Consider the following 22,646-nt stretch of genomic DNA (forward strand, 5'->3'; position numbering starts at 1 on the left):
TGGGCTTTCATCACCCATTGGAGAACTGATTTCTCGTCTTGCCGTGCCAGGTGCGACCATTCGGTCGCCTCAACCCGACAAGTGAGAGAAGTCAGGAGAACCGATGGAGCGAAGTGGGGGCAGTGCGGCCGGCGCGGTCAGTCGCTGGGGAACGGCGCTGACCGCGTCCACGGTGGCCTTGGCCGTCGTACTCCCGGCCACCGACGCCCGGGCCGAGGCCATGGCGGCCGGTCCCACGGGGATCGGCGCCAAGGGCGCGTTCCTGCTCGACAGCGGCGCCAACCGCCCGTTGTGGGGCAAGGCGGCCGATGCCAGGCTGCCGGTGGCCAGCACCACCAAGATCATGACTGCGGTCGTGGTCCTCGACGGCCGCACCGACCTCAACAAGCCGGTCACGATCAAGCAGTCCTACCGGGACTATGTGGTGCGCCACAGTGCGAGCTCGGCCGATCTGCGAGCGGGCGACAGACTGACCGTGCGGCAGCTGCTGTACGGGCTGATGCTGCCCTCCGGCTGCGATGCCGCCTACGCCCTCGCGGACGCACTGGGCAGCGGTGGCACCGAAGCCGAGCGGACCAAGTCGTTCATCGCCAAGATGAATGTGCGGGCGAGCCAACTCGGCCTGCAGAACACCCACTTCGATTCGTTTGACGGAATCTCCGCCGGCGGTAACCACTCCACCCCGCGTGATCTGGCGAAGCTGTCCCGGCATGCCATGGGCAATGGCACCTTTGTGACCGTCATGAAGGCGATGAGCACCAAGCAGAAGGCGCTGAACGTCAACCGAATGTACACCTGGTACAACACCAATAAGCTCCTGGGGTCGTACGAGGGCGTGTTCGGTGTCAAGACGGGATCGACCAGGGCGGCCGGGCCGTGCCTGGTCTTCGCGGCGAAGCGCGGTGGACGGACGGTCATCGGCGTGGTGCTCAACGACCCGGCCAGCCGCTACCCGGACGCCGCCAAGATGCTGGACTACGCGTTCCACACGCACACCAGCTTCAAGGCCCGCGAACTGCCCGCGGCGGCACACGAGGACTGATCCCCGCCCCGCCCCGCCCGGTTCGCGGCTCGGGGGAACCGGGCGAGGGCTCAGCCCTCGGCGCTGGCGCGGGGCGAGGGCAGTGGCTTGCGTGCCCTGCGGCCCACGTACTCGACCGGGTGGCAGTAGTCGAGGCCGACCAGCGGCCCGCCGGAGAAGAAGCGGGTGAGCAGGTCCACCAGTTCCGCCGGGCGTTCGAGGTGAACCACGTGATCGGCTTCCTTGAAGGTGGTGAACCGGGCGTCGCGGAACCGGGAGGCGGCCTCCCGGCTCAGCACGGGGGTCGTCAGCGGATCGTGCTCGCCGGTCGCGACCAGGACCGGGACCTGGACCGCCGGGACGTCGGGAAGCCCGGAAAGGCGCAGCAACCGCTGCGAGTTGTCGCGGTATTTGATGATGTCGTCCGGGCTCAGGTCGTGCAGGGCGCGGGTGAGGCACCTGACGGCGGCGCCCCGGCGGTTCACCGCCACCTGCGGCGAGCAGCACATCATCACCTCAAGGACGCTCTCCACGAACTCCGTTCGGTCCTCGTCCCGCTCCGCGAGGCGCAGCAGGTGCTCGATGCGGGCGCGGATGTGATCCGTCAGATGTGCCATGGTGCCCAGCAGCGCCAAGCGTTCGACTCGCCCGGGATAGTCCCTGGCCCACTGGTAGGCCACGCCGCTGCCGTAGGAGGCGCCCATGACATTGACGGTGGACGGCGCAGCCTTGGCCAGCAGTTGGTCGAGTGCTGCGGCGAGGAAGTCGAAGCCGTGGTCGGCGGGGAGCCGGTCGGCGCCGCCCCAGCCGGGCAGGTCCACGGTGATCACGCTTGCCTCGCGCAGCAGCCCCTGTTCCAAACGGCCCCAGGAGGTCTGGTGTTGGAACGCCCCGCCGACCAGGACCACCGGGGCCATGCTGGCGTTGGGCTGGTGGACGATCCGACCGCAGTACGCGTAACCGTCGAGGGTGAGAGGGATGAACTCTTCCTGGAGTGCGGTACGCGTCGTCACGGTCTGTCTCCGTTCATGGGGGTCCGTCCTCAACAGTGAAACGACGGCCCCGACGCGGACGTTACTGCTGATATGTCCGGTTGTTGGCGGAGCGGGATACCCCATAGGAACCCCTAGGGGCGCAGGGCGCGGATCTCCTCCCGGATGAGAAGGGGCAGTCGCGCCGCCAGCTCCCGGTGTTGGTGATCGGTCACCACGGTCACGGTCACCTCCGTGTCGTGCAGCGTCATGGTCACGGCCAGCGGATGGCCCGGGCTGAGCGGCGGCAGGCCGACCAGGCCGGCGAGCGGCGCCGGGCCCAGGGCGAGCGGGCCCGCGTAGGTGGCGATGCTGGTGCACAGCAGGGAGGAGTACAGCGGCGAGTCGGCGTAGCGGCCGAGCACATCGCTGAGCAGTCCGTACCGATGGGGCCTGGAGGACACCAGGAGCGCCTGGGCGCGGGCCCTTCGGTGCAGCGCGCGCCGGGTGAAGCGGTCCACGGCCGCCAGCCGCCGCGCACCGCGCCGGTGTGCGGGGAGCGGCACCCGGACCGTGGCGTAGTGGTTGCCGAGCACCGTCGCCTCGCCCGCGGCGCGCACGTCCACCGGGACCATGGCGCACACCCCCGGCAGCAGGGACAGCCGGCCCATCGCCCCCGCGGTCCGCAGGGCTCCGGCCGTCGCGGTCAGGAAGACGGCGTTGGCGGACACCCGTCCCGAGGCCAGGGAATCGCGGGCGATGCCCAGTTCGTCCCGGGACACCCGGCTCCAGGACACGGCCCGCCGGGTGTCCACCGGGCCGTGGAACGGCAAGGGGCGGGCTCTGGGCAGGGCTTCGGCGAGAGCGCGGGCCAGCGGCATCCGAGGCGGTGCGGAGGACTGGGCGGGGATCGTGCGGGCGGCCGTTCCGGGGCGCGTCGGCTGTTCGTCCAGCAGCGCGCACATCAGTGTGAGCAGCGACTTCCCGTCGAGGAGGGCGTGATGGGCGCGGAGCAGGAGGGCGAAGCCGTCCGCGGTCGGCAGCAGATGCAGCTGCCATGGGGGTTGCGCGGGGCCCAGCGGCTGGGCCAGCAGGTGTGCGGCGAGTGTTTCCAGGGTGTCGGGTGTGGTGTCGGGGGCCGCCACGATGTGCCGTGCCGGGTCGAAACCCGGCCCGGTGGTCCACTGCGGCCAGGCCGAGGGCGCGGTCGTGGCGCCAGGGGCCAGACACAGCCGTTCGTACGGTTTCCAGCGGTCCTCGGCCAGCGCGCGCAGCTCCGGCAGGGTGGGCGGGGGACCGGTGAACCGCGCCAGCAGGCCGACGGTCATGCAGATGGCTCCGGTGCTCTGGTGCCGGTGCAACCAGGCGTCCAGCGGTGGCATGTCGGCGATGGCGCCGGGCTCGGTGCGGGCGTCGGGCGGGGCGATTTGCAGGGGGATACGGGTGGTCATGAGCCGTCCTGTTCCAGGGGGGTGTGCGGGGGTCAGAGGCGGTATGAGTGCTGGGCTGCCCTGTCGACCGCCCGGGCCACCGCACCGGCCCCGTCCTCCCGTGCCAGCCGGTCGGCCAGGCCGGCCGCGCGCCGGGTGAACCGCGGTTCGCGGGTGGCCAGGGTCAGCGCCTCGGCGAGCCGGCCGGCGGTCAGCGCGGCATGCGGCAGGACCCCCGGGCTCACGCCCAGGCGCACCAGACGGGCGGCCCACCAGGGCTGGTCGGTCAGCACGGGCACCGGGACGGCGGGGACCCCGGCACGCAGACCGGCCGCCGTGGTCCCGGCTCCGGCGTGGTGGACGACGGCGGCCGTCCGCGGCATCAGCCAGCCGTGGGGGAGCGGGCCCACGGTGATGACATCGTCGTCCACCACCGAAAGGCCCGCCCAGCCGGACTGGACGATGCCGCGCAGCCCGGCCCGGCGCAGGGCGCGGGCGGTGATGTCGCTGAGCCGGGCGGGATCGTTGGGCATCATGCTGCCGAAGCCGATGAACACCGGGGGCGGGCCCGCCGCGAGGAAGTCGCCGACCAAGGTGGGCGGTTGCCAGTGCGGGCACTCGTGCGGCCACCAGTACCCGGCGATGTGCAGCCCCGGCCGCCAGTCCGCGGGACGTGGAATCACCGAGGGGCTGAAGCCGTGCCAGATGGGCCACCGGCTCTTCTCCCGTTCGGCGCGCAGCGCCCTGGCCGTGCGGCAGGTGAGCCCCAGCCGGGTGTGCAGGCGCCGGCCGGCGGCCGCGTACAGGGTGTCCAGCAGGGCGTTGACGGCCAGGGCGCGCAGCCGGTTGCCGTATCCGGGCGGGTGCCAGGGCAGCACACACGGGGAGAACGCGGAGGTGGGGGCGTCGGGCTGCAGGAAGACGCCCATGCTGCGGATGCCGTGGTGCCGTGCGATCACCCTGCCGATCGGCGCGACGATCGTGGACAGCAGGACCAGATCCGCCTTGGGATCGATGGCGGTGAGCAGCCCGTCGACCAGACCGAGTGCGGCCCGTTCCGTGGTGCGCGCGAGCCGGTGCAGGGCGCGGGGCGAGCGGCGCGCGCCCTGGAAGCGGCTGTGCACACCGATCAGTTCCTCGAACGGATCCGGTTCCAACGGGCGGGTGCGCAGACCGCAGCAGGTGACGACGTCGGCGAACTTCGCATGGGTGACGATCTCCACCTCGTGGCCCTCGGCCACCAGCCGGTGGCCAAGACCGGTGTACGGGGCGACGGAGCCCGTTGTGCCCGCCGTGATGATGTCGATGCGCATGTCCCGGCCTTCCCGCCCGCCAGGACCGGCCGACGTGTCAGGAGTCGAGTGCCTGACGCATCAACGAGACGGCACCCGGGCCGGATACGGCACGGTTGCGGTCCGAACGCCGGGGCGGCTGCTCGGCGGCCGCTCCGGCGGGCACCGGCAGCGGCTTGCCCGCACAGGTGGTGTCCCGCGCCGGGGCCTTGCCGCGGAGGAGGCAGCGGTCGACGATGCCGTCCACGCAGGCGTTCTTGTTCTGGTACTGGCCGTGGTCACCGTCGCCGGTCACGGTCACCAGCCGTGAGTTGCGCAGCGCCCGGTGGGCCCGGACGGCGCCCTCGTGGTAAGTGGCCGGGTCGTGCACCGAGTTGAGCATCAGGGTGGGCGGTAGCCCGGCGCCGGTGACCTTCGCTCCGGGCGCGGTGGCCGTCGGCCGGTTCGCGCACGCCCCGGTGAAGGTGAGCTCGCGGGCTCGGCACCGTCACCGAGCCGGCTGCGCCAGGCCCGCGAGGTGTTCGGGCCGGTGATCGGACAGGGGTACGCCCAGTCCGAAGCCCTCGGCATCACCATGCTGGATGCATCCGAACTGGACGACGAACACCCCGGGCGCTGGAGCAGCTGCGGACGGCTCATGCCCGAGGTGGAGCTCGAGGTCCGGGACGAGCACGGCACCGCGCTCGCCGACGGGCGGACCGGCGAGCTGTATGTCCGTGGCACCACGGTGATGCTCGGCTACTACCGCGACCCGGAGCACACCGCCGAGGCGCTGCGGGACGGCTGGCTGCGCACCGGGGATGTGGGCCGCCGGGACGCGGAGGGCTATGTGTACCTCGTCGACCGGGCGAAGGACATCATTGTCACCGGCCGGACCAGTGACAACGTCTACTCCCGGGTGCTGGAGGACTTCCTGCTGTCCCTGCCCGGCGTGCGCAATGCCGCCGCCGTGGCCGTCCCCGACGAGCGGTACGGCGAGGCCGTACAGGTCTTCCTCGCCGTCGGTGACGGCCCGGGCGTCGATCCGGAGGCGGTTCGCTCCGCGGTGGTGGCCGAGCTGGGTGAGCTCTACGCCCCGCGGGACATCGTGCTGCTGCCCACGCTGCCCGTCACCCGGATCGGGAAGGTGGACAAGAAGGCGTTGCGTGCCACGGTGACGGGCTGACGCCCAGCATCCCGTCCAGCAGGCGTGCCAGCGCCCAGGCGAAGTCGGCGCGGCGGTCGGCCTGTTGACGGGGGACGACCGCATGTCCCACGGGGTGGTTGTTGAGCAGATGACCCAGCAGGAGATCCCAGAGCACGCGATACGCCCGCGGCGCATCGGCCGGCTGCAGCCCCGCCCGGGCGAGCGCCCCGAGCGCGCCCTCGGTGAAGGCGTCGGCACCGGGGGAGGCGTGCTCGCCCTCGGCGATGATGCGGGCGGCCCAGCCGTGCCGCGCCAGGTGGTCGTGGGCCGCCAGCCATTGGCGGTGGATCCGCTCGCGGACGTCCGGGTGCTCGGTCGGCGGCGGCAGCTGCGCGGCCACGTCCGCGGCCAGCAGGGACAGCAGTTGGCCGCGGTCGGCGATGTGCCGGTAGAGCGAGGCCTGGCCGGTGCCGAGCCGCTGGGCCACATGACGCACCGTCAGGGCTGCGAGGCCTTCTTCGTCGGCGATGCGGCGCGCCTCGGTGACGATGAGGGCCTGGGACAGGGTGCGCGGACGGCCGGGGCCTCGTGGGTTCACGCGGTCACCCTATACAGCGGATCCGATGGGGCAGATGCCTGCAGGCGCGATGTAACTCAACTTAGTCTTACCTAAGGCGAACTTGATTCGCAAAGCCTTGTCCTGGGCCGCTGCCGGAATCTCCGCGGTCGGCGGAGCCCTGATGCTGCGCGGCTCCCGCGGGGCCGGCGGCCGCAACCGCGGGCCACCGGGGATCCCTCAGCCGCGCCCCAGCCCGTAGACCCGGCGGGCATTGCCCGAGCCGACCAGCTCCGCCACCCGTTCGGCGTCGCCGGCCGACCAGGCGCCGTCGCTCACCCAGCCGGTCAGCAGGCGGCGCAGCCCCCGGCGGAAGAGCTTGGTGCCCACCACATACAGCTCGGGCAGGCCATGGCCGTCGGTGGAGAACATCAGCTTGCCGAACGGGGCCAGCTCCAGGGCCTCGGCCAGGACGGCTTCGGCACGCACTCCGGTGTAGGAGAGGGTCAGCCCCACATCGGCGTAGACATGCGGGAAGGCGTGGGCCAGGTAGGCGGCCGCCCGGTGGTACGGGTAGCAGTGCAGCAGGATCAGCGAGCAGCCCGTCGGGCGGACGGCACGGGCGAAGTCGGTCAGCAGCGCCGGGTCGCAGCGGTGCAGCCGCAGGTCGGGGTCGCCGAAACCGGTGTGCAACTGGATCGGCAGCGCGGTCTCGGCCGCCGACCACAGCAGATGGCGCAGCAGGACGGGGTCGCACACCCGGTCGCCCCGGGCCCGGTCGGCGAGCCAGCGGTCGGCCGCCGCACGCACCTCGGCCGAGCCCGGCGGGTTGGGTGCGAAGTCCAGCCCATAGCGGTACGCGGCCACCGACTTGAAGCCGACGGCGGTGCGGGCCGCCTCCCGTACGGCATCCGCCAGGCCGTCGAGGAAGGACGTACGGCTGTCGGCCTCGTCGGCGATCCGCTCGGCCAGCCGCTCCAGCCGGACGATCTCATGCGAGGCCGCTCCGCCCAGGGCGGCCAGCTCTTGATGGGTTGTCAGGCCCTCGCTGAGCCCGGTGTCCACCACATAGTCGGTGATGCCGGTGGCGCCCAGCAGCAGCCGGGTGGCCTCCCGGGCGCCGAGCTCGCGGCGCCGCGCCAGGTATTCGGCGGGCGGACAGTGCGGGTCGAGGCCGAGGACGGGCGGGCACCAGCGCCGTACCGCGAAGCCGAGTTGACTGTCGAGGAAGGAGGTGCCCGGCGGGGCGGGGGAGTCGGATTCCGAGAGGTAGGCCGCGAAGACGCCCGGGCCGGGGTCGGTGCGGATCACGCCATGGCAGTGCTGGTCCACCAGCGGGAGCGTGGTCATTCAGTACCGCCGCCGGGTGGCGTCCGCGATGTCCTGGGGCGCGGCGCCCTCGAACTGCGCCGCCTCGGCCCTGCGGACCGCGGCGATCGCCTCGAAGAGCGGGTCGCCCAGCACCTCGCGGAGCAGGTCCGAGCGCTCGAAGTGGTGCAGCGCCTTCGTCAGTGTGGTGGGCAGGCGCTCCTGCCCGCCGGTGCGGGCCGGGTCGCCGCTCACCGGCGGCGGCAGGGTGAGCCCCGCCTCGAGCCCGGCGAGCCCGGCGGCGGTGACGGCACCGGTCACCAGATAGGGATTGGCCGCCGCGTCAAGGCACTTGACCTCGGCGTTGGCATGACCGGTGGAGTCCGGCGCACCGGGGACGAAGCGGATCGCGGCCTCCCGGTTCTCCGGGCCCCAGCAGGCGAAGGCGCCCGCCCAGCGCGAGGGCTGGAGCCGTAGGTAGCTGGCGGGGGAGGGAGCGCCGAGGACGAGCAGGGCGGGCAGTTCCCTCAGCACCCCGGCGAGGAATGCCTCGCACTCCGGCGTCATCCCGCAGGGACCGTCGCCGCCCTGGCACAGGTTCTGCTCGTCCCGCCAGAGGCTGAGGTGCAGATGCGCGCCGTTGCCGACGCCGCTCGCCTCGATGACGGGCCCGAACTGGGCCTCCAGACCGTGCTGCCCGGACACCGCGCGGATCGTCTCGCGGACGAGCACGGCGAGGTCGGCCGCGCCCACCGGGTCCGAGGGGGCGACCGAGACCTCGAACTGCCCGGGGGAGTACTCGGGGTGGATCTGCAGGACGTCGATGTGCTGGGTGGTGAGTGTGTCGAGGAGGTCGCGGAGATAGCCGGACAGCCCGACCAGCCGGGCCATGCCATAGGCCGGGCCGGCGCCCGCGTAGCGGAGTTCGTGCTTCTGCGCATCGGCACGGGTGACGACCCATTCGGTCTCGAACCCCATGCACAGCCGCAGGCCGTGGCCCGCCGCGCGTTCGGCCATCCGGCGGGCGAACTGCCGCTGGCAGGCGGTATACGGGCTGCCGTCCTGCTCATACCGGTCGGCCGGCGCCCAGGCCCAGCCCGGCTGGGCGGCCAGCACGGTCAGCCGGTCCAGGTCGGGGAAGAGCCGCAGATCACCGTCGGGTCCGCCGATATGAGGGCTGGTGACACTCGAGTCGTCCGAGAGATAGACATCAAAGACGGGCGACATGCCGACCCCCCAGCGCGCGGTGTGCGCGAGCCGGGCGGTGGGGACGGCCTTGACGCGGGTGATGCCCGCGTTGTCCACCCAGGTGAGGGCGACGCCGTGCACGCCCTGCGCGGTCAGCTGGGCGGCTTCCTGCCGGGCGGCCGACTCGGCTCGTTCCCGTTGCGGGCTGTGCATGGCTGCTCCTCTGCCGGCGTCCGGTGAAGGTGAAACCGCGTCGCTCAGAAGTCTGGGCCGGATCTTCTCGTATTACACCTCGAGGCAGGGGCGTTTCGGCGGGGACGGGCGGGCCCCGGCGCGCGAAAGGGAGCCCGCCCGCCGGGCTCAGCGCAGCAGGGCCGGCCGTGCCGGGGCCGGGTGCGCCCCGGATGCCGCGGCCGGCCCGGCGCTGCCGCAGTACTCGGCCGTGACCGCGGGCAGGAGCTCGCCGGTCCAGTCGCCGTTGAGGTTGAACGCCGCGGTGTGGCGCCCGTCGGCGGTGGCGGTGACCACGGAGGAGGAGCCATGGATGCCGCCGTCGTGGAACCAGAGGGGCACCCCGCAGGCGAGCTTGGCGGTGGAGATGCCCAGCCCGTACCGGGCGCCGCCGGAGCCCGGCCCCTGTGGCACGGTGGTGAGCAACTCCCGCTGCTGGTGCCGGGGGAGGAGCTTGCCGCCCAGCAGGGCGTGGTAGAGGCGGTTGAGGTCGCCGGTGGTGGAGACGATCTCGCCTGCTGCGTTGGCCCAGGAGGGGTTGAGCTCGGTGACGTCGTAGATCTTGGCGTCGGGGGCGGTCTGCTCGAGCTTGCTGTAGGCACGGCCGTGCGGGTCCGGCATCCGTGGCGAGGTGCCGGGGAGGACGGTGGCATGCAGTCCGAGCGGCTTGATGACGCGCCGTTCGATCTCGGTGGCGTAGGAGTGCCCGGTCACCTTCTGGATGATCATCCCGGCGAGGACGTAGTTGGTGTTGGAGTACGTCCAGCCCGCGCCCGGCGCGAAGTAGGGCCGGTGCCGCATGGCGACGGCCACCAGCTGGGCGGGTGTCCTGGTCTCGAAGCGGTGCCGGAAGAAGTTCTTGCCGAAGTCCTCCAGGAACTTCTTGTCGGCGGTGTAGTTGAAGATGCCGCTGGTGTGGTTGAGCAGTTGACGGATCGTGATCCGGCGTCCGTCGTGGCCGTTGCCGTGGACCACACCCGGCAGCCGGCGCTCGACGGTGTCGTCGAGGCGGATCCTGCCCTCGGCCTCCAGCTGGAGCAGGACGACGGAGCTGAACACCTTGCTGATGCTTCCGATGCGGAAACGGTCCCGGGGAAGGCGCGGCCGGTGGGTGCCGAGGTCCGCGACCCCGGCCGAGCCGTGCCAGATCGCACGGCCGTCCCGGGCCTCGGCCAGCACGCCGGGCGCTCCCGCCCGCACTTGGGCGTCCATCGCCGCCTGGGTGGCGGCGTGCGAGGACCCTCCGGCGGGTCCGCCCGGGGCGGCGGAAGCGGTCGAGATGAGGGCCGTGGTGGCCATCACGGTGGCGGCCAGCACCGCCACCAGGGTTCTGCCTGCTGTGCGTACGGTCCGTGCGGTCATCTTCTGCCTCTCCGCTCGCGGGTGACGTTCTGCGGTGTACGTGCGTCGGGACGCTGTCGACCAGGGATCCCGTTGCGCGGGGCGCATGGTGGGGGGCGGGAACCGGCCGGGCCGCGGGCCGGCTCCGATGGCCGGAAATGGACTCGAACACCCCGGCGCGCTTATGGCCAGACTGCCCTGGTTTCCCGTGGTTCAGGGCGCACCCCGCCGGTGGCCGGTTGCGGTTGGGGCCCGGATGTGGACAAGGCTTCGCCATTCGGCCGGACCTGATCCTGGCCGGAGCCGTGTGCCATCGGCCCGACGCCGTCACCCCCGAGGCGATGCGTCAGGTGTTGTGCCGTCACCTGGCCGCGCTGAGGGGGTGGCGGACCACGCCGGTTCCGCCATCGGATGGCGGAGCCCTCGGTTGCGAGAGCGGGAACCTGCCCCGAGGCTGGTGCCAAGATCACCGCACCGGCTCGGGTGCGCCGACGACCCGTCACCCGCGAGGAGTCAGCATGTCGGGTTTCCGTGGAGTCCTCCGGCCCGGCCGCGGACGCCATCGCAGGCGTCGGCGGACCGGGCTGAAGGCTGCCGGGGCCGCCGCCGTGCTGGTGGCCTGCTCGGCATTTGTGGTGGTCGCGGTCGAGGACCGGCGGGAATGCACCCCCCAGGCCAGGGCGGCCGCGAGCACCGGCCACCACCCCCGCGCGGCGGCCGGCTCCTGCCCGGACGACGGCCGGCGGACGGGCGCCCAGGACCACCGGCCCGAAGGACACGAAGGCCCGGACGGTGCCCGTCAGATCGGCGGGAGCGCCGGGAGGCACGCCCCGGCCTCCATGGCCCCGGCCCCCGCTCCCGCGGCGGAGGCGGAGGGCGGCTGGGACCGCGAACGGTGCGGCAACACCTCCGGCAGAGTGCTGCTGTCCCTGGACGACTGGCCCTACGGCGATCCGGAACGCGCCGTCCGCATCGGCTCCCAGCTGCAGGCCCAGGGCGTCCGCGCGGCATTCTTCCTGATCGGCCAGTACGCGTCCGAGTACCCCCAGATCATCACCACCCTGCGCCGGCAGGGCCACTGGGTGGGCAACCACACCTACACCCACCGGCAGTTGACCAAGCTGTCGGACCAGGAGGTCCAGGACGAGATCCACAACGGTGTGACCGGCAATATGCTGCGCCCCCCGTACGGCGACGCCGGGGCCAGAGAGACGGAGATCGCCGGGAACCTGGGCTTCAGGGTCTGCAACTGGACGATCGACACCAATGACTGGCAGATGGTCCAGGGGAGCTTCCGCAGCGCGGACGCCATTCGCACGACCGTACGGGAGTCGTCTCCCGAGGAGAAGCAGAGCGGGGTCATCCTCGGTCACCTGTTCAGCCATTTCGCCGATGCCCTGCCCGGCATCATCGGCGACCTGCGGGACCAGGGCTACCAGATGTGCCGCAACACCGGCCCGGTCGGCGACCAGGTGCCCTACCCCCTGCCGTGCTGACCGCCCGCCCGGGCGGACGGTCAGCGCTGCCGGTCAGCGCGGTCCGCTCCCGGTCGGCCGCCTGGGGCCGGGCAGCCGCGGCCCCTCGGCCGCGAACTGGCTGCGCTGCAGCTCGTAGAGCTCGCGGAAGATGCCCACCGGCGGGTTGTGGATCAGCTCCTCGAAGGTGCCGCTCTCCCGGAGCCGGCCGTGTTCCAGGACGTGGATGACATCGGCATGCCGCACCGAGGCCAGGCGGTGGGTGATGAGCAGGACCGTCTGGCCGCCGTCGGCGAGCCGCCGGATCCGGTCGAAGACCTGGATCTCGGCCCTGGCATCCAGGGCGGAGGTCGGCTCGTCGACGATGAGGATCCGGCCCTCCCGGTAGCGGGCCCGGGCGATGCCCAGCCGCTGCCACTGGCCGCCGGACAGCTGGTGACCGCCCCGGTACCCGCGGGCGAGCAGGGTGTCCCAGCCGCGCGGCAGCTCCTCGACCACCTCATCGGCCCCCGCGTACCGGGCCGCCGCGTCCAGCCGTTCCCCGCATACGGGCCGGTCGGTGCGGCCGATCGCGACATTCATCCGACAGGTGAAGGGCCAGCGGTGGAAATCCTGGCCGACCATCGCGAACCGGGAGAACAGCTCGGCCCGGTCGAGGTCGTCGGCATCGCGGCCGTCCCAGCGGATCCGCCCGGCGTCGGGACGGTAGAGCCCGGCGAGCAGCTTGACCAGAGTGGACTTGCCGGAGCCGTTCTCGCCGACCAGGGCGACGACCTTGCCGCGCGGGATGCGGAGGGTGATGTCCCGCAAGGCGGGCCGCCGACTGCCCTCCTCGCCGCCCGGATAGCTGAACGAGACGTTCTCGAGCCGGATTTCGGCCGGCTGCCCGGGCACCGGCAGCCCACCGGCCGGGATGGCCCGCTCGGCCGCCTCATGGCACAGCCGCTCCAGGTCCTGGACGTAACATGCCTCCTCGTAAAGGCTGTTGACCTGAAGGATCAGGCTCGCCAGGCTCGCCGAACCGCTGCGGGTGGCCAGCACCGCGGTGCCCGCGACCGCCAGCTTCATCACCCCGGTGAGCAACAGGCCGCCCAGCGCGAGATAGGTCGCCAGCGTGGCGGCCCCGGTCAGCGCCGAGGCGACCAGCCGGGTGCGGGCGGCCTCGCCGGCCAGCCGGGTCTGCTCGGCCTCCGAGCTCTCCGACATGCTGCGGAAGTGCCGGAGCAGGAACGGGCCCACCCCGTGCACCCGCACCTCCGGCGCCGGTTCGGTCTGGATCAGCAGATTGCCGATCAGCCGCCCGGCCCGGGAGTGCTGGACCCAGTGCCGGCGGGACACATAGCGGGCCCGGGCGTTGCGCAGCGAGGCCCAGGAGCGCGGCACGGTGGTCAGCGCGAGGAGCGGCAGCAACACCGGGTGAAGCACCGTCAGCACACCGGCCGCCGCGGCGAAGGCGATGAGCGCGCCCACCACCGCCGTGCAGTACTTGATCATGCGGCGCGCGGACGCGGCCCCGTACTGGGCGGAGTCCAGCAGCCGCTGGAACTCCTCGTCCTCGATCGCCGCCAGCTCGACATGGATCACGCGCTCCAGGTACATCTCGGTCGCGACCCGCTCGACCTTGGGCTCCAGGCGGCCCGTGCCGGAGGTGGAGGCCGAGGCCGCCAGCGCGCCGACGGCACCGGTGACGGCGATGGTCAGCAGCGCGGGGAGGGCGGCGTGCAGCCGGTGGCCGACTGGGCCCGCGGAGAGCACCGCGGCAAGCACCTGGTTGATCGCGACCAGGCCCACGGCCTGGCTGAGGCCCTGGCCCAGCTCGGCCACGGCCACCGTGCGCAGCGCGCGCCGGTCCGCCCGCCAGGCCAGCCGGATGGTGGAGACGATCAGGTGGGGCAGCCGGCGGGCCATCGCCCACAGGGACATCTCGAGACAGGCCTGCTCATGCTTGTTCCAGCCCGCGTCATGCCGCAGCGGGCCGCCGAACAGCAACCGCTCGGACTGTGCGGCGTCCTCCTCCTCGGCTCCCGCGGTGCGCCGGGGTCGCGGCCTCATGCCGCACCTCCGGGTGCGGACGGTTGTTTCTGGCGGTGGTGCACGGTGCCTCCTCGCTGACGCCCGATCGGACGGCGCCGGATATGGCGCGCCCTACGGGGCGAGTGGGCCATATGCCCGCCGCCCGCCCCCTCGCGAAGTGGCGTGGTGCGGAACCTCGTTGACGGGCCGGAGGAGTCACGAGCGGACCTTAGGTCCCCGACCGGCCAGTGATCAATACCGCCTTTCCCGGCGGGAATCGAGCCCGGGAGGACAACGGTGCCCGCCACGCGGCCCGATGGCTGCACGGCGGACACCGAAGGGGCTCCGGCCGGTTCGGCTACCCGGCGGTCACCAGAAAGGCACGCAACCGGCCCTTGCGGGCCTGTTCCACCCAGGGCGCGGCCCGGGTGGCCAGCAGGGTCAGCGGAATGGCCAGCACGATGCCGGCCAGCGCACCGACGAGCACATCGTGCGGATAGTGCGCGCCGACCCAGACCCGCGAGGCGGCCATCGCCACCGCGGCCGGCATGGCCACCATGCCCAGCCGGCGGTCGACGAGCCACAGCGCGGTCGCCGCGGAGAAGGCGATCACCGAATGGTTGCTCGGGAAGGACCAGTCACCCGGCGCCGGGCAGGACTCCAGGGTGAAGCTCCCGGCGAGCGATTGGCAGGGCCGGTCCTCGTGCACCAGCGCCTTGAGCACCATGTCCACCCCGTACACCGCCACCACCACCAGCGGTACGGCCAGCGTCCGCGCCATCACCGGCGCGTCCGCCCGCCGGGCCCGCCACCAGGCCACCGCCATCAGCACGGCGAACAGCCCGAGACCGTAGGTGGACCAAGCGGTGATCACATCGTTGAGCAGCGCCGGCGCATGCCGCGCCTCCTCGGTGATGTCCGTGTAGAGGCCACCGTCGATGGGCGAGCCGTCGTAGGCGAGGACTATGGCCGTCATATGCGTTGTCGATCCTGTCGTCGGTACGGTCATCAGCGGCCCTCGTCCGGGCCCGGGGACTGAGCCGCGGCCCGCCGCCGGCCGCGCAACAGCTCAAAGGCGAGCGGCGACACGGACACCAGCACCACCACGGCGACGATCGGGAGCAGATACCGGTCCACGTTCGGCACGGCGGAGCCGAGCGCGTAACCGGCCAGCACCAGGCCGGCCGTCCACACCAGACCACCGGCCGCCTGCCACACCGCGAAGGTACGCGGAGCGACGTCCAGCGCCCCCGCCAGCGGATTGAGCACGGTGCGCACCACCGGTACGAACCGGGCCAGCACGATCGCGCGTGCATGGCCGTACCGGCCGAGCAGCTCCTCGGCCCGCGCGGCCCCTTCGTGCAGCCGCTTGTTGCGGGACCGGGTGAGCAGGGCCCGCCCGCCGCGCCGCCCCAGCACATAGCCGCACTGCGCGCCGGCCAGCGCGCCGGCCACCGAGGCGGCCAGCACCTGCACCAGATCCAGGTGCGGCCCGGAATGCGCTCCCGTGCGGCACAGCAGGCCGGCGGTGAACAGCAGTGAATCCCCGGGCAGGAAGAAACCGATGAGGAGGCCGGTCTCGGCGAACAGCACAACGGCGATGCCGAGCGCTCCGAAGGCCGACAGCAGCGACGAGGCGTCCAGGACGTTCACGGCCAGGACGGCGGGCGGTGCGGGCACGGGTGCGAGGCCTCCCATAATCGAGGGCAGGGCTTTCGCGGCGAAGCGGACGGCCCCACCGTCTACAGATCAGTAGACGGTCTACGAGACTGTAGACGATTCCTGGGAGGGAGCGGTTCCCGTGACCGAGTCCATACGCCGCCCTGCGGGCGAGCTCGAGGCCGCAGTGCTCGCCGCCCTCTGGGCGGCCGAGCGCCCGCTGACCCCGCCCGAAGTCCGCCAGGCGCTGCCCAGCGCACTCGCCCGCACCACCGTCGCCACCATCCTGGCCCGGCTCCACGACAAGGGAACCGTGCGCCGCACCCGCGCCGGACGCGCCTACGCCTACAGCCCGGCGGTCGAGGACAACGCGGCCCTCGCCGCGCAGCGCATGCACAGCGAACTCGACAAGGAACACGACCGGCCCGGCGTGCTCGCCCGCTTTGTCTCCCGGCTCTCCTCCGACGACGAGGAACTGCTGCGCGACCTGCTGGGACAGGCCTCCAGCCCGGTGGAGCCCCGGTGATCTGGGCCGTCTGGGCACCCCTGTTCGCCCCGCTGCTCGCCGTCCCGGCCGCCCGCCGGCTGGCCGCCCTGCTGCCGCCCCGCCCCGCCGCCCTGCTGCTGGCCGCCTCCGCCGCCACCCTCGCGGCGTTCAGCAGCGCCGCCCTGGCCCTGCTGACCATGGCCGCCCTGCTGCACCTGCCGTTCGTCGCCGCGCTCGGCCATGTGTCCGTGGCCCTGCTCCCGCACGACCCGGCCTTCGCCGCCCCGCTCGGCGCCGCGATGGCCGCGGCCGCCCTGGCCGCGACGGCCGCCGCCGCCCGTACCCTGCTGCGCCACGGCAGACAGGTGCTGCGCGCCCGCGCCGAGACGTCGGGCCGCCCGGCCGCCGGTGACCTCACCGTGCTGCCGGACGCGGGCGCGGACGCCTACGCGCTCCCCGGCCGGCCCGGGCGGGTGGTCGTCACCGCCGGGATGCTGCGCAGCCTGGACGCGGATGAGCGCGCCGCGCTGCTCGCCCATGAGCGCGCCCATCTGGCGGGCCGCCACCATGTCCTGCTGCTGGCCACCGAGCTCGCCGGCTGTCTGCACCCCGCCCTGCGCGCCCTGCGCGCCCCGCTCGCCTTCCAGCTGGAGCGCTGGGCGGACGAGGCGGCGGCGAGCGTGGTGGGCGACCGGCGGCTGGTGGCCCGCGCGGTGGGCCGGGCCGCCCTCGCCGCCTCCGCCGCGCCCGGCCCGGGGCGGCCCGCGACGGCGCTGTCCGCGGTCGCGGGGCCGGTGCCCCGGCGGGTCACGGCGCTGCTGGCCGGCTCCACCGCTCCGCGGCGCGCCACCTGGCCGGTCCGGTGCGTCGCCGTGCTGCTGGGCGCGTGCCTGCTCGGCTCGGGTGCGGCGGCGGTCGACGCCACCGGCGACCTGCACCAGAACATCGAGACCGCCCAGGGCACCCGCTGACCCCTCAGCCGGATTCGCGGCTCCGGCGGTAGCGCTCGCCGACGACACCCTGGTCGGTCTCCCACCACGGACGGGTCAGTTCCGGTTCCGTGGCCCGCGCCGTCTCGCGCTCGGGCGGCGGGGGCACCGGCACCCGTTCCAGCTCGGTGTCCAGCCGGCGGTCCAGTTCGGCCGTTCTGGCGCGGTCCGTGCGCAGCCACTCCACAAAGACCGCGATCAGGAACGGCAGCCCGACCAGCTCCGCGATCGCCAGCATCAGCCCGCCGCCGAGCACCTGGTCCCGGTCCGGGCCCGGCCCCCAGTCGCGCTGCCGCGCCCCGTACCAGTCGCCCGCGATCAGCGTCCCGCTGGTCATCACCACGATGCCGGGCACCGCGTCGACGATCCCGTCCACAAAGACCAGAAGTGCCCGGACCGGGTGACTGCACCAGGGCGGCAGCAGCTCCTCACGGGTGAGCATGGGCAGCACGAAAAGGCACCCGGACACCAGCAGTTGCAGATACATCAGCCGGTGGACGGTCTCATTGCGCAGCGCGGCCTCGAAGTATGGCGTGAAATAGATGCCCAGCTCGGAGCCGAGCACCAGCGCCGTGCTCACCAGCGGAAAGGTCAGCAGACGCGATACCGGCCCGCGCATCGCGCGGGCCAGCCGTTCGGCGCCGGACGCGGGCAGCGCCCGACGGGCCAGCGCCAGGGGGTCGCCCAGGGCGAGCCCGAGCGGGGCGATGAGGTCGAGGACGATGTTCTGCACGGCGGCGGGCCAGAACAGCTCCCGGTCGTAGACCGCCAGCGAGGACATCGTCGCCGCGGCGATCATGCCGAGCCCGAGCAGCGCGAACACGGCCGTACGGACGGGGGACCAGCGCTCACCGCGCCGCGCCAGCCGGACGACCCCCCATGCGTACAGACCGCCCAGCACCGCGATCAGCGCCAGCCCGAACGGGTCCGCCTGCCAGGTGCCGAGCAGCCGGGCGGACGTCAGCTCGGGGAGTGCGTTTGCCATGGCCACGAACGACCAGCGTAGTGACGCCCGAAGACGATCAGAGAGCGGGTGCTGCCTCTTTGCGATCCCAAAAGAAAGCTGGGTGTTGGGCCAAGCATCACCCATGGGAGGGTCATGGGAAGCTCCGCTTTCCGGTCGGCTGTCACCAAGCACCGCGCGCCGTGCACGACGACCCGCCACAATCCTCCGCGGTACAGCACGGAAAAAGGGGGAACGGGTGGCGGACGAACCGGGTCTGGTGCCCGCTCCGGGGGCGCGGCCGAAGCGGCGTCGGCTGCACTACGAGCTGATCGGGTGCGGACTGCACGGCCACCGGCTGATCGGCACCGATGCCGCGAACGTACGGCCGGACGATGCGCTGCTGGTGCGCGAGCACGGCGAAGGGGCCCGGTGGCACCGCTGTCTGCGCTGTGACGCCTGGTTGCCGCTGCCCCCGCCGGACCAGCCGGAACGGGAGATCCCGCACCACCGCACCGAGATCGAACTCCCGCTGCGCGGCAAGGCGTTGCGGGACCGCTATGTGCTGCGGCTGATCGCCATCGACCGGTTGATCCACTTCCTGGTGCTCGGCGTGCTGGCCGTCGCCGTCTTCTTCTTCGCGCATGAGCGGGAACGACTCCGGGGCCCGTTCTACCGGATCGTCGACGACCTGCAGAACGGCGTCGGCGGCCCGAGCGGGCGGCACGGCCACGGTCTGCTGGGCGAACTGCAGAAGGCCTTCGACGCACACACCCGGACGCTATGGGTGATCGGCCTGGTCATCGCCGCGTATGCGGTGCTCGAGGGCGTGGAGGCGATCGGGCTGTGGCGAGCCGAGCGGTGGGCCGAGTACCTCACCTTTGTGGCGACCGCCGTGCTGCTCGTCCCCGAGGTCTACGAGCTGACCGGGCACATCAGCCCGCTGAAGGTCTGCACCCTGGTGATCAACCTGGCCGTCCTGGTCTATCTGCTGATCGCCAAGCGGCTGTTCGGGCTGCGGGGCGGCGGCCGGGCAGAGGCGGCCGAGCGCGCCCGGGACAGTGGCTGGGAGGCCCTGGAGCGCGTCTTCCCCGGTCCGGATGCGCGCTGACCAGCCGTTTATCTCTTTGTGACGCCCGCCTGGGTTAAGGTGCGGTTTCCTCTCGGGCCCCCTGGACGGCCCGGACGAGATCGACCGGAAGCGGGTGGGTGGGGCACATGCCGGCTCTGCTGCGACGGCTGCCCGCGACAGCGGTGTATGTGGCGCTGCTGCTGGCCACGGCCGGCTGGATGGCCGCCCAGCCGTCGGCCGAACAGGCCCGCTTCGTCCGGCACATCAGCAGCAATGTCCACCATCTCGAGGTGGGCAAGTGGTACACGCTGCTCGCCAGCGGCCTGGTGGTGGACGGGGTGCCGGTGCTGCTGGGCATCGGCGCGGTGGCCGCGGTGCTGGGGATCGCGGAGTGGCGCTGGGGCACCGCGCGCGGCATGGGCGTCTTCCTCTTCGGTCACCTGGCCGCGACCCTGCTCACCGAGGGGGCGATGTGGCTGATGCGCCTGGCCCAGCTGCCGGGCATCCTCAGCAGGGCCCGTGACGTGGGCATCAGTTATGGCCTGGTGGCCACCCTCGGCTGCCTGCTGGCGCTCGGGGGCGGGCGGACCAGGCGCTACGGTCTCCCGGCGCTCACCGCGCTGCTGGTGGTGGCGTGGGTGGTCGACCATCAACTGGCCGACGCTGGCCACCTGGTCGCGCTGGCCCTGGGCGTCCTCGGCGCGCGCTCGCACTGGCTGCGTGAGCACGGCCCGGCGACGGGGACCCGTCAGCCGCTGCGCGGGCGCTTGGTGTCGACCCGTACGGACTGCAGCAGCCCGATGGCACCGCAGACGGCGAACATCGAGGATCCTCCGTAGGACACCAGCGGCAGCGGGATTCCGGCGACCGGCATGATGCCCAGCGTCATCCCGATGTTCTCGAACGACTGGAAGCCCAGCCAGCACACGACGCCGATGGCCAGCAGCGTGGCGAACATGTCGCCCGCCCGCCGGGCGATGAGCAGGCCGCGCCACAGCACCACACCGAGCAGGGCGATGACGGCCCCGGCGCCCAGGAAGCCGAGCTCTTCGCCCGCGACGGTGAAGACGAAGTCCGTCTGCTGCTCGGGGACGAACCCGCCATTGGTCTGGTAGCCGTGGAACAGCCCCTGGCCGAGCAGTCCGCCGGAGCCGATCGCGATCCGGGCCTGATGGGTGTTGTAGCCGACCCCGGACGGGTCGAGCTGGGGATCGGCGAAGGCGGCGAACCGGTTGAGCTGGTACGGGCTGAGCAGGTGCAGTGCAAACACGGAGGCGATCACGACCGTGGCCACGATGGCCAGAACGGCCAGCTGCCGGGCGGGAATTCCGGCGGTGAACAGCAGTCCGGCGGTGATGGCCGCCAGCACCAGGCTGGTGCCCAGCTCATGGCTGGCCATGATCACCATGGCGGGCACCCCGAACAGCGCCAGCGCCACCAGCATCTGACGTCCGCTCGGGGCGATGCCGTCCCGGGCGTCCCGCGCCTCGGCCAGCAGCGCCGCCAGCATCACGACGAGGGCGAGCTTGACGAACTCCGAGGGCTGCAGGGAGAAGCCGCCGCCGAGCACGATCCAGGAGTGCGCGCCATTGATGGTGCTGGCCAGCGGGGTGAGCACGGTGATCAGGAACAGCAGCGAGGCCCCGTAGAAGAAGGGCGCATAGCCACGCAGCCGCCGGTAGTCGACGATGCTGACGGCCCCGCACAGGGCCAGCCCGACGAGCAGGTTGAGCAGATGCCGCTTGAGATAGCTGTTGGGATCCCCGCCCGTGACGTCCTGCCGGTGCAGCGTCGCCGACCAGGTCAGCAGTCCGCCGATGCCGCCCAGGGCCAGCACGGCGCCCAGCAGGACCCAGTCCAGGCGCCACAGCGGCGAGGAACGGCCGAGCGCCCGCAACGCGGGGCGGCGGAGCGGCGATTGCAGGAGCGAGGTTCCCACGGTCAGAGCCTCCTGGGCCGGCGGTGTCGCCAGGATCGAGTGCTGCTTGGAACGGGCATGCCGTGGCAGGTTACAGTTCATTGCTTGCGCAATAGCCAAAATGATTGTCGTGCCGACGCGGGAGGGTGGCGTGTCAGAGCTCGGGGAGAGCGCGATGCTCGACGGAGGTCCGGCCGACGGGCTGTGCGTCCGGGTGACGGGGCGCCCGATGGTGCTCCAGGTGACGCACCCCTGCCCGGCCGCGGATGCTCCGGACGGCGTGCAGGTCCAGGCGCTCTACGTCTACCGGCGCACACCGGGGGAGCCGCCGCGCTACGGCTTCGATCCGGTCAGCCCCTGAGCGAGGAGTTCGGGGGGCTTCGTCCACCGGCGGTTACGATGTCGGGATGGGAGCACCAGCCGACGCATGGGATTCAGCCGCTGCCGAACGAGCGGTGGCGATGCTGAAGGCCGTGGCCGACCCGTCGCGGTACCGGCTGCTGTGGGCGCTGAGCCGGCAGGAGCTTCCGGTCGGCAGCCTCGCGGAGCTGCTGGGCGCCCATGTCGCGGCGGTCTCCCAGCACCTGGCGAAGCTGCGCTCGGCCGGCCTGGTGGCATCCCGCCGGGAGGGCACCCGGATCTACTACCGGGTCGCCGGGCCGCATGTGCGAGGGCTGCTGGAAGAGGCGTCATTGGTCGCATCGGCCTCGGCCGACGGCGTGCCCGGGCCGGGCCTGGCGGAGGAACCCGCGTCCGTCGCGCAGGAACAGCCGGTCCCGGTCCGCGGCGTACGCGTGCACGCCCGGCGGCCGGTCACCGACCACTAGGGCAGTCGTCGAGCCGGTACTCCTGCCGGTCCGCGTCATAGGAGTAGAGCTCGGCGTAGCGGCCCCAGTCGGTGGCGGTCTCCAGCTGCTCGGTGACCTGTTCGCTGGTGTAGTGGTGGGCCAGCAGATCGCGGAAGAAGCCCGCGCGCAGGGTGCCGGTGGGGTTCTGGCGCAGGCCGGTGGTGATGAGCCGGACCAGCGGCACCTCCCCGGCCGCCTCGGCGAAGATCCTCTTGGACTGCTGGACGTCCGCCTCGGCGAACGCGCCGCCGCGCTCGGTGAGCCGTAGTTCGGCCTCGCTCGTCCCGGCCAGGCCGAGCAGCTCGAGGGCGTCGACGAGTGGCAGCAGGTCGTCGATCTCCAGGCCGAGGTCCTCGGCGAGGCCGGCCAGGTCGCAGCCGCCGCCCCGATGGGCGACCAGACCGGCGAGACCGGCCAGCCCGTCGACCCCCGCGCGGGGCAGCGGGGTGTCGGCGAGGGTGGGCCGCCCGGCCGCCACGGTCTCCGCACGGCCCAGGACCCGGGCCTCGCCGTCGCGGCCGGTCATGGTGCGGTAGACGCGCTCGATGAGCTCCTCGAAGGCCGCGGACTCGCGGTCCCGGGGACGCTCCAGGGTGACGTCGAAGGTCTCGCGGAGGGTGCCGGGCCGGGAACCGAGGACCACGATCCGGTCGGCCATCAGCACGGCCTCCTCGATGTTGTGGGTGACCAGGACGATGGCGCGAGTGGGAAAGAGCCCGGACTCCCACAGTTCGAGCAGTTCGCCGCGCAGGTTCTCGGCGGTGAGCACGTCCAGGGC

The 22,646-nt window shown here is 72.6% G+C and carries 22 protein-coding genes and 1 pseudogene; 9 read left to right on the top strand and 14 right to left on the bottom strand.

Annotated features, from left to right (window positions below; all coding sequences use genetic code 11):
• Window positions 1–103 precede the first annotated feature (103 nt).
• Window positions 104–1,042, top strand: coding sequence for a D-alanyl-D-alanine carboxypeptidase family protein (locus ABCR83_RS21440; RefSeq protein ID WP_462696723.1), 939 nt, complete (start codon window positions 104–106; stop codon window positions 1,040–1,042).
• Between the two features lie 50 nt (window positions 1,043–1,092).
• Here the strand turns inward: ABCR83_RS21440 and ABCR83_RS21445 are convergent, their stop codons facing one another.
• The 4 genes and pseudogenes from ABCR83_RS21445 to ABCR83_RS21460 form a co-directional block, all read right to left on the bottom strand.
• Window positions 1,093–2,034 (bottom strand): alpha/beta fold hydrolase, encoded by a 942-nt coding sequence (locus ABCR83_RS21445; protein WP_462696724.1) that lies wholly within the window; start codon window positions 2,032–2,034, stop codon window positions 1,093–1,095.
• A 113-nt stretch (window positions 2,035–2,147) separates the two neighbouring features.
• The gene (locus ABCR83_RS21450; protein WP_462696725.1) at window positions 2,148–3,443 is read right to left on the bottom strand and encodes a wax ester/triacylglycerol synthase domain-containing protein; all 1,296 of its coding nucleotides are present in this window, start codon (window positions 3,441–3,443) and stop codon (window positions 2,148–2,150) included.
• 32 nt (window positions 3,444–3,475) lie between these two features.
• Window positions 3,476–4,735: a glycosyltransferase gene (locus ABCR83_RS21455; protein WP_462696726.1), complete on the bottom strand. Its 1,260-nt coding sequence runs from the start codon at window positions 4,733–4,735 to the stop codon at window positions 3,476–3,478.
• 37 nt (window positions 4,736–4,772) lie between these two features.
• Window positions 4,773–5,156: pseudogene (locus ABCR83_RS21460) on the bottom strand (alpha/beta hydrolase); the annotation flags it as partial.
• An 87-nt stretch (window positions 5,157–5,243) separates the two neighbouring features.
• Between ABCR83_RS21460 and ABCR83_RS21465 the strand changes: the two are divergent.
• Window positions 5,244–5,879 (top strand): class I adenylate-forming enzyme family protein, encoded by a 636-nt coding sequence (locus tag ABCR83_RS21465; protein ID WP_462696727.1) that lies wholly within the window; start codon window positions 5,244–5,246, stop codon window positions 5,877–5,879.
• On the opposite strand, the gene ABCR83_RS21470 is transcribed toward ABCR83_RS21465, so the two are convergent.
• The 4 genes from ABCR83_RS21470 to ABCR83_RS21485 all read right to left on the bottom strand — a co-directional run bounded on the left by ABCR83_RS21470 (window position 5,824) and on the right by ABCR83_RS21485 (window position 10,485).
• Window positions 5,824–6,438: a TetR/AcrR family transcriptional regulator gene (locus tag ABCR83_RS21470; protein WP_462696728.1), complete on the bottom strand. Its 615-nt coding sequence runs from the start codon at window positions 6,436–6,438 to the stop codon at window positions 5,824–5,826. The genes ABCR83_RS21465 and ABCR83_RS21470 overlap by 56 nt on opposite strands.
• 198 nt (window positions 6,439–6,636) lie before the next feature.
• The gene (locus tag ABCR83_RS21475) at window positions 6,637–7,746 is read right to left on the bottom strand and encodes an amidohydrolase family protein (RefSeq protein ID WP_462696729.1); all 1,110 of its coding nucleotides are present in this window, start codon (window positions 7,744–7,746) and stop codon (window positions 6,637–6,639) included.
• Entirely contained in the window at window positions 7,747–9,105 is a 1,359-nt protein-coding gene (locus ABCR83_RS21480; RefSeq protein WP_462696730.1) for a type I glutamate--ammonia ligase, read from the bottom strand.
• A 147-nt stretch (window positions 9,106–9,252) separates the two neighbouring features.
• Window positions 9,253–10,485 carry a serine hydrolase domain-containing protein gene (locus tag ABCR83_RS21485; protein ID WP_462696731.1) on the bottom strand — a complete coding sequence of 411 codons (1,233 nt, stop codon included), beginning with the start codon at window positions 10,483–10,485 and terminating at the stop codon, window positions 9,253–9,255.
• 497 nt (window positions 10,486–10,982) lie between these two features.
• Between ABCR83_RS21485 and ABCR83_RS21490 the strand changes: the two genes are divergently transcribed.
• Complete coding sequence (locus ABCR83_RS21490) at window positions 10,983–11,960, top strand: polysaccharide deacetylase family protein (protein ID WP_462696733.1); 978 nt, start codon at window positions 10,983–10,985, stop codon at window positions 11,958–11,960.
• Window positions 11,961–11,993: 33 nt separating this feature from the next.
• On the opposite strand, the gene ABCR83_RS21495 is transcribed toward ABCR83_RS21490, so the two are convergent.
• The 3 genes from ABCR83_RS21495 to ABCR83_RS21505 all read right to left on the bottom strand — a co-directional run bounded on the left by ABCR83_RS21495 (window position 11,994) and on the right by ABCR83_RS21505 (window position 15,650).
• Window positions 11,994–13,991 (bottom strand): ABC transporter ATP-binding protein, encoded by a 1,998-nt coding sequence (locus ABCR83_RS21495; protein WP_462696734.1) that lies wholly within the window; start codon window positions 13,989–13,991, stop codon window positions 11,994–11,996.
• Window positions 13,992–14,310: 319 nt separating this feature from the next.
• Window positions 14,311–14,928, bottom strand: a complete 618-nt coding sequence (locus ABCR83_RS21500) for a phosphatase PAP2 family protein (protein ID WP_462696735.1) — start codon at window positions 14,926–14,928, stop codon at window positions 14,311–14,313.
• A gap of 32 nt (window positions 14,929–14,960) precedes the next feature.
• The gene (locus ABCR83_RS21505; RefSeq protein ID WP_462696736.1) at window positions 14,961–15,650 is read right to left on the bottom strand and encodes a DedA family protein; all 690 of its coding nucleotides are present in this window, start codon (window positions 15,648–15,650) and stop codon (window positions 14,961–14,963) included.
• Between the two features lie 103 nt (window positions 15,651–15,753).
• Between ABCR83_RS21505 and ABCR83_RS21510 the strand changes: the two genes are divergently transcribed.
• Together ABCR83_RS21510 and ABCR83_RS21515 are read left to right on the top strand one after the other, a co-directional pair.
• Window positions 15,754–16,137: a BlaI/MecI/CopY family transcriptional regulator gene (locus tag ABCR83_RS21510; RefSeq protein ID WP_462696737.1), complete on the top strand. Its 384-nt coding sequence runs from the start codon at window positions 15,754–15,756 to the stop codon at window positions 16,135–16,137.
• Window positions 16,134–17,069 carry a M56 family metallopeptidase gene (locus tag ABCR83_RS21515; RefSeq protein ID WP_462696738.1) on the top strand — a complete coding sequence of 312 codons (936 nt, stop codon included), beginning with the start codon at window positions 16,134–16,136 and terminating at the stop codon, window positions 17,067–17,069. The genes ABCR83_RS21510 and ABCR83_RS21515 overlap by 4 nt, the downstream gene beginning before the upstream one ends.
• Before the next feature lie 4 nt (window positions 17,070–17,073).
• On the opposite strand, the gene ABCR83_RS21520 is transcribed toward ABCR83_RS21515, so the two are convergent.
• The gene (locus tag ABCR83_RS21520; protein WP_462696748.1) at window positions 17,074–18,072 is read right to left on the bottom strand and encodes a cytochrome c oxidase assembly protein; all 999 of its coding nucleotides are present in this window, start codon (window positions 18,070–18,072) and stop codon (window positions 17,074–17,076) included.
• 217 nt (window positions 18,073–18,289) lie between these two features.
• Here ABCR83_RS21520 and ABCR83_RS21525 point away from each other — a divergent pair, with 217 nt between their 5' ends.
• Both ABCR83_RS21525 and ABCR83_RS21530 read left to right on the top strand, forming a co-directional pair.
• Entirely contained in the window at window positions 18,290–19,141 is an 852-nt protein-coding gene (locus tag ABCR83_RS21525; protein WP_462696739.1) for a DUF2127 domain-containing protein, read from the top strand.
• Window positions 19,142–19,248: 107 nt separating this feature from the next.
• Window positions 19,249–19,941: a rhomboid-like protein gene (locus tag ABCR83_RS21530; protein WP_462696740.1), complete on the top strand. Its 693-nt coding sequence runs from the start codon at window positions 19,249–19,251 to the stop codon at window positions 19,939–19,941.
• On the opposite strand, the gene rodA is transcribed toward ABCR83_RS21530, so the two are convergent.
• Entirely contained in the window at window positions 19,851–21,041 is a 1,191-nt protein-coding gene (gene rodA, locus ABCR83_RS21535; protein WP_462696741.1) for a rod shape-determining protein RodA, read from the bottom strand. The genes ABCR83_RS21530 and rodA overlap by 91 nt on opposite strands.
• A 130-nt stretch (window positions 21,042–21,171) precedes the next feature.
• Here rodA and ABCR83_RS21540 point away from each other — a divergent pair, with 130 nt between their 5' ends.
• Window positions 21,172–21,381, top strand: coding sequence for a hypothetical protein (locus ABCR83_RS21540; RefSeq protein WP_462696742.1), 210 nt, complete (start codon window positions 21,172–21,174; stop codon window positions 21,379–21,381).
• Window positions 21,382–21,427: 46 nt separating this feature from the next.
• Entirely contained in the window at window positions 21,428–21,847 is a 420-nt protein-coding gene (locus tag ABCR83_RS21545) for an ArsR/SmtB family transcription factor (RefSeq protein ID WP_462696743.1), read from the top strand.
• Here ABCR83_RS21545 and ABCR83_RS21550 read toward each other — a convergent pair.
• Window positions 21,834–22,646, bottom strand: an 813-nt coding sequence (locus ABCR83_RS21550; protein WP_462696744.1) for an AAA-associated domain-containing protein, incomplete at its 5' end; no start/stop codon positions are given. The genes ABCR83_RS21545 and ABCR83_RS21550 overlap by 14 nt on opposite strands.

The organism is Streptomyces xingningensis, assembly GCF_054957865.1.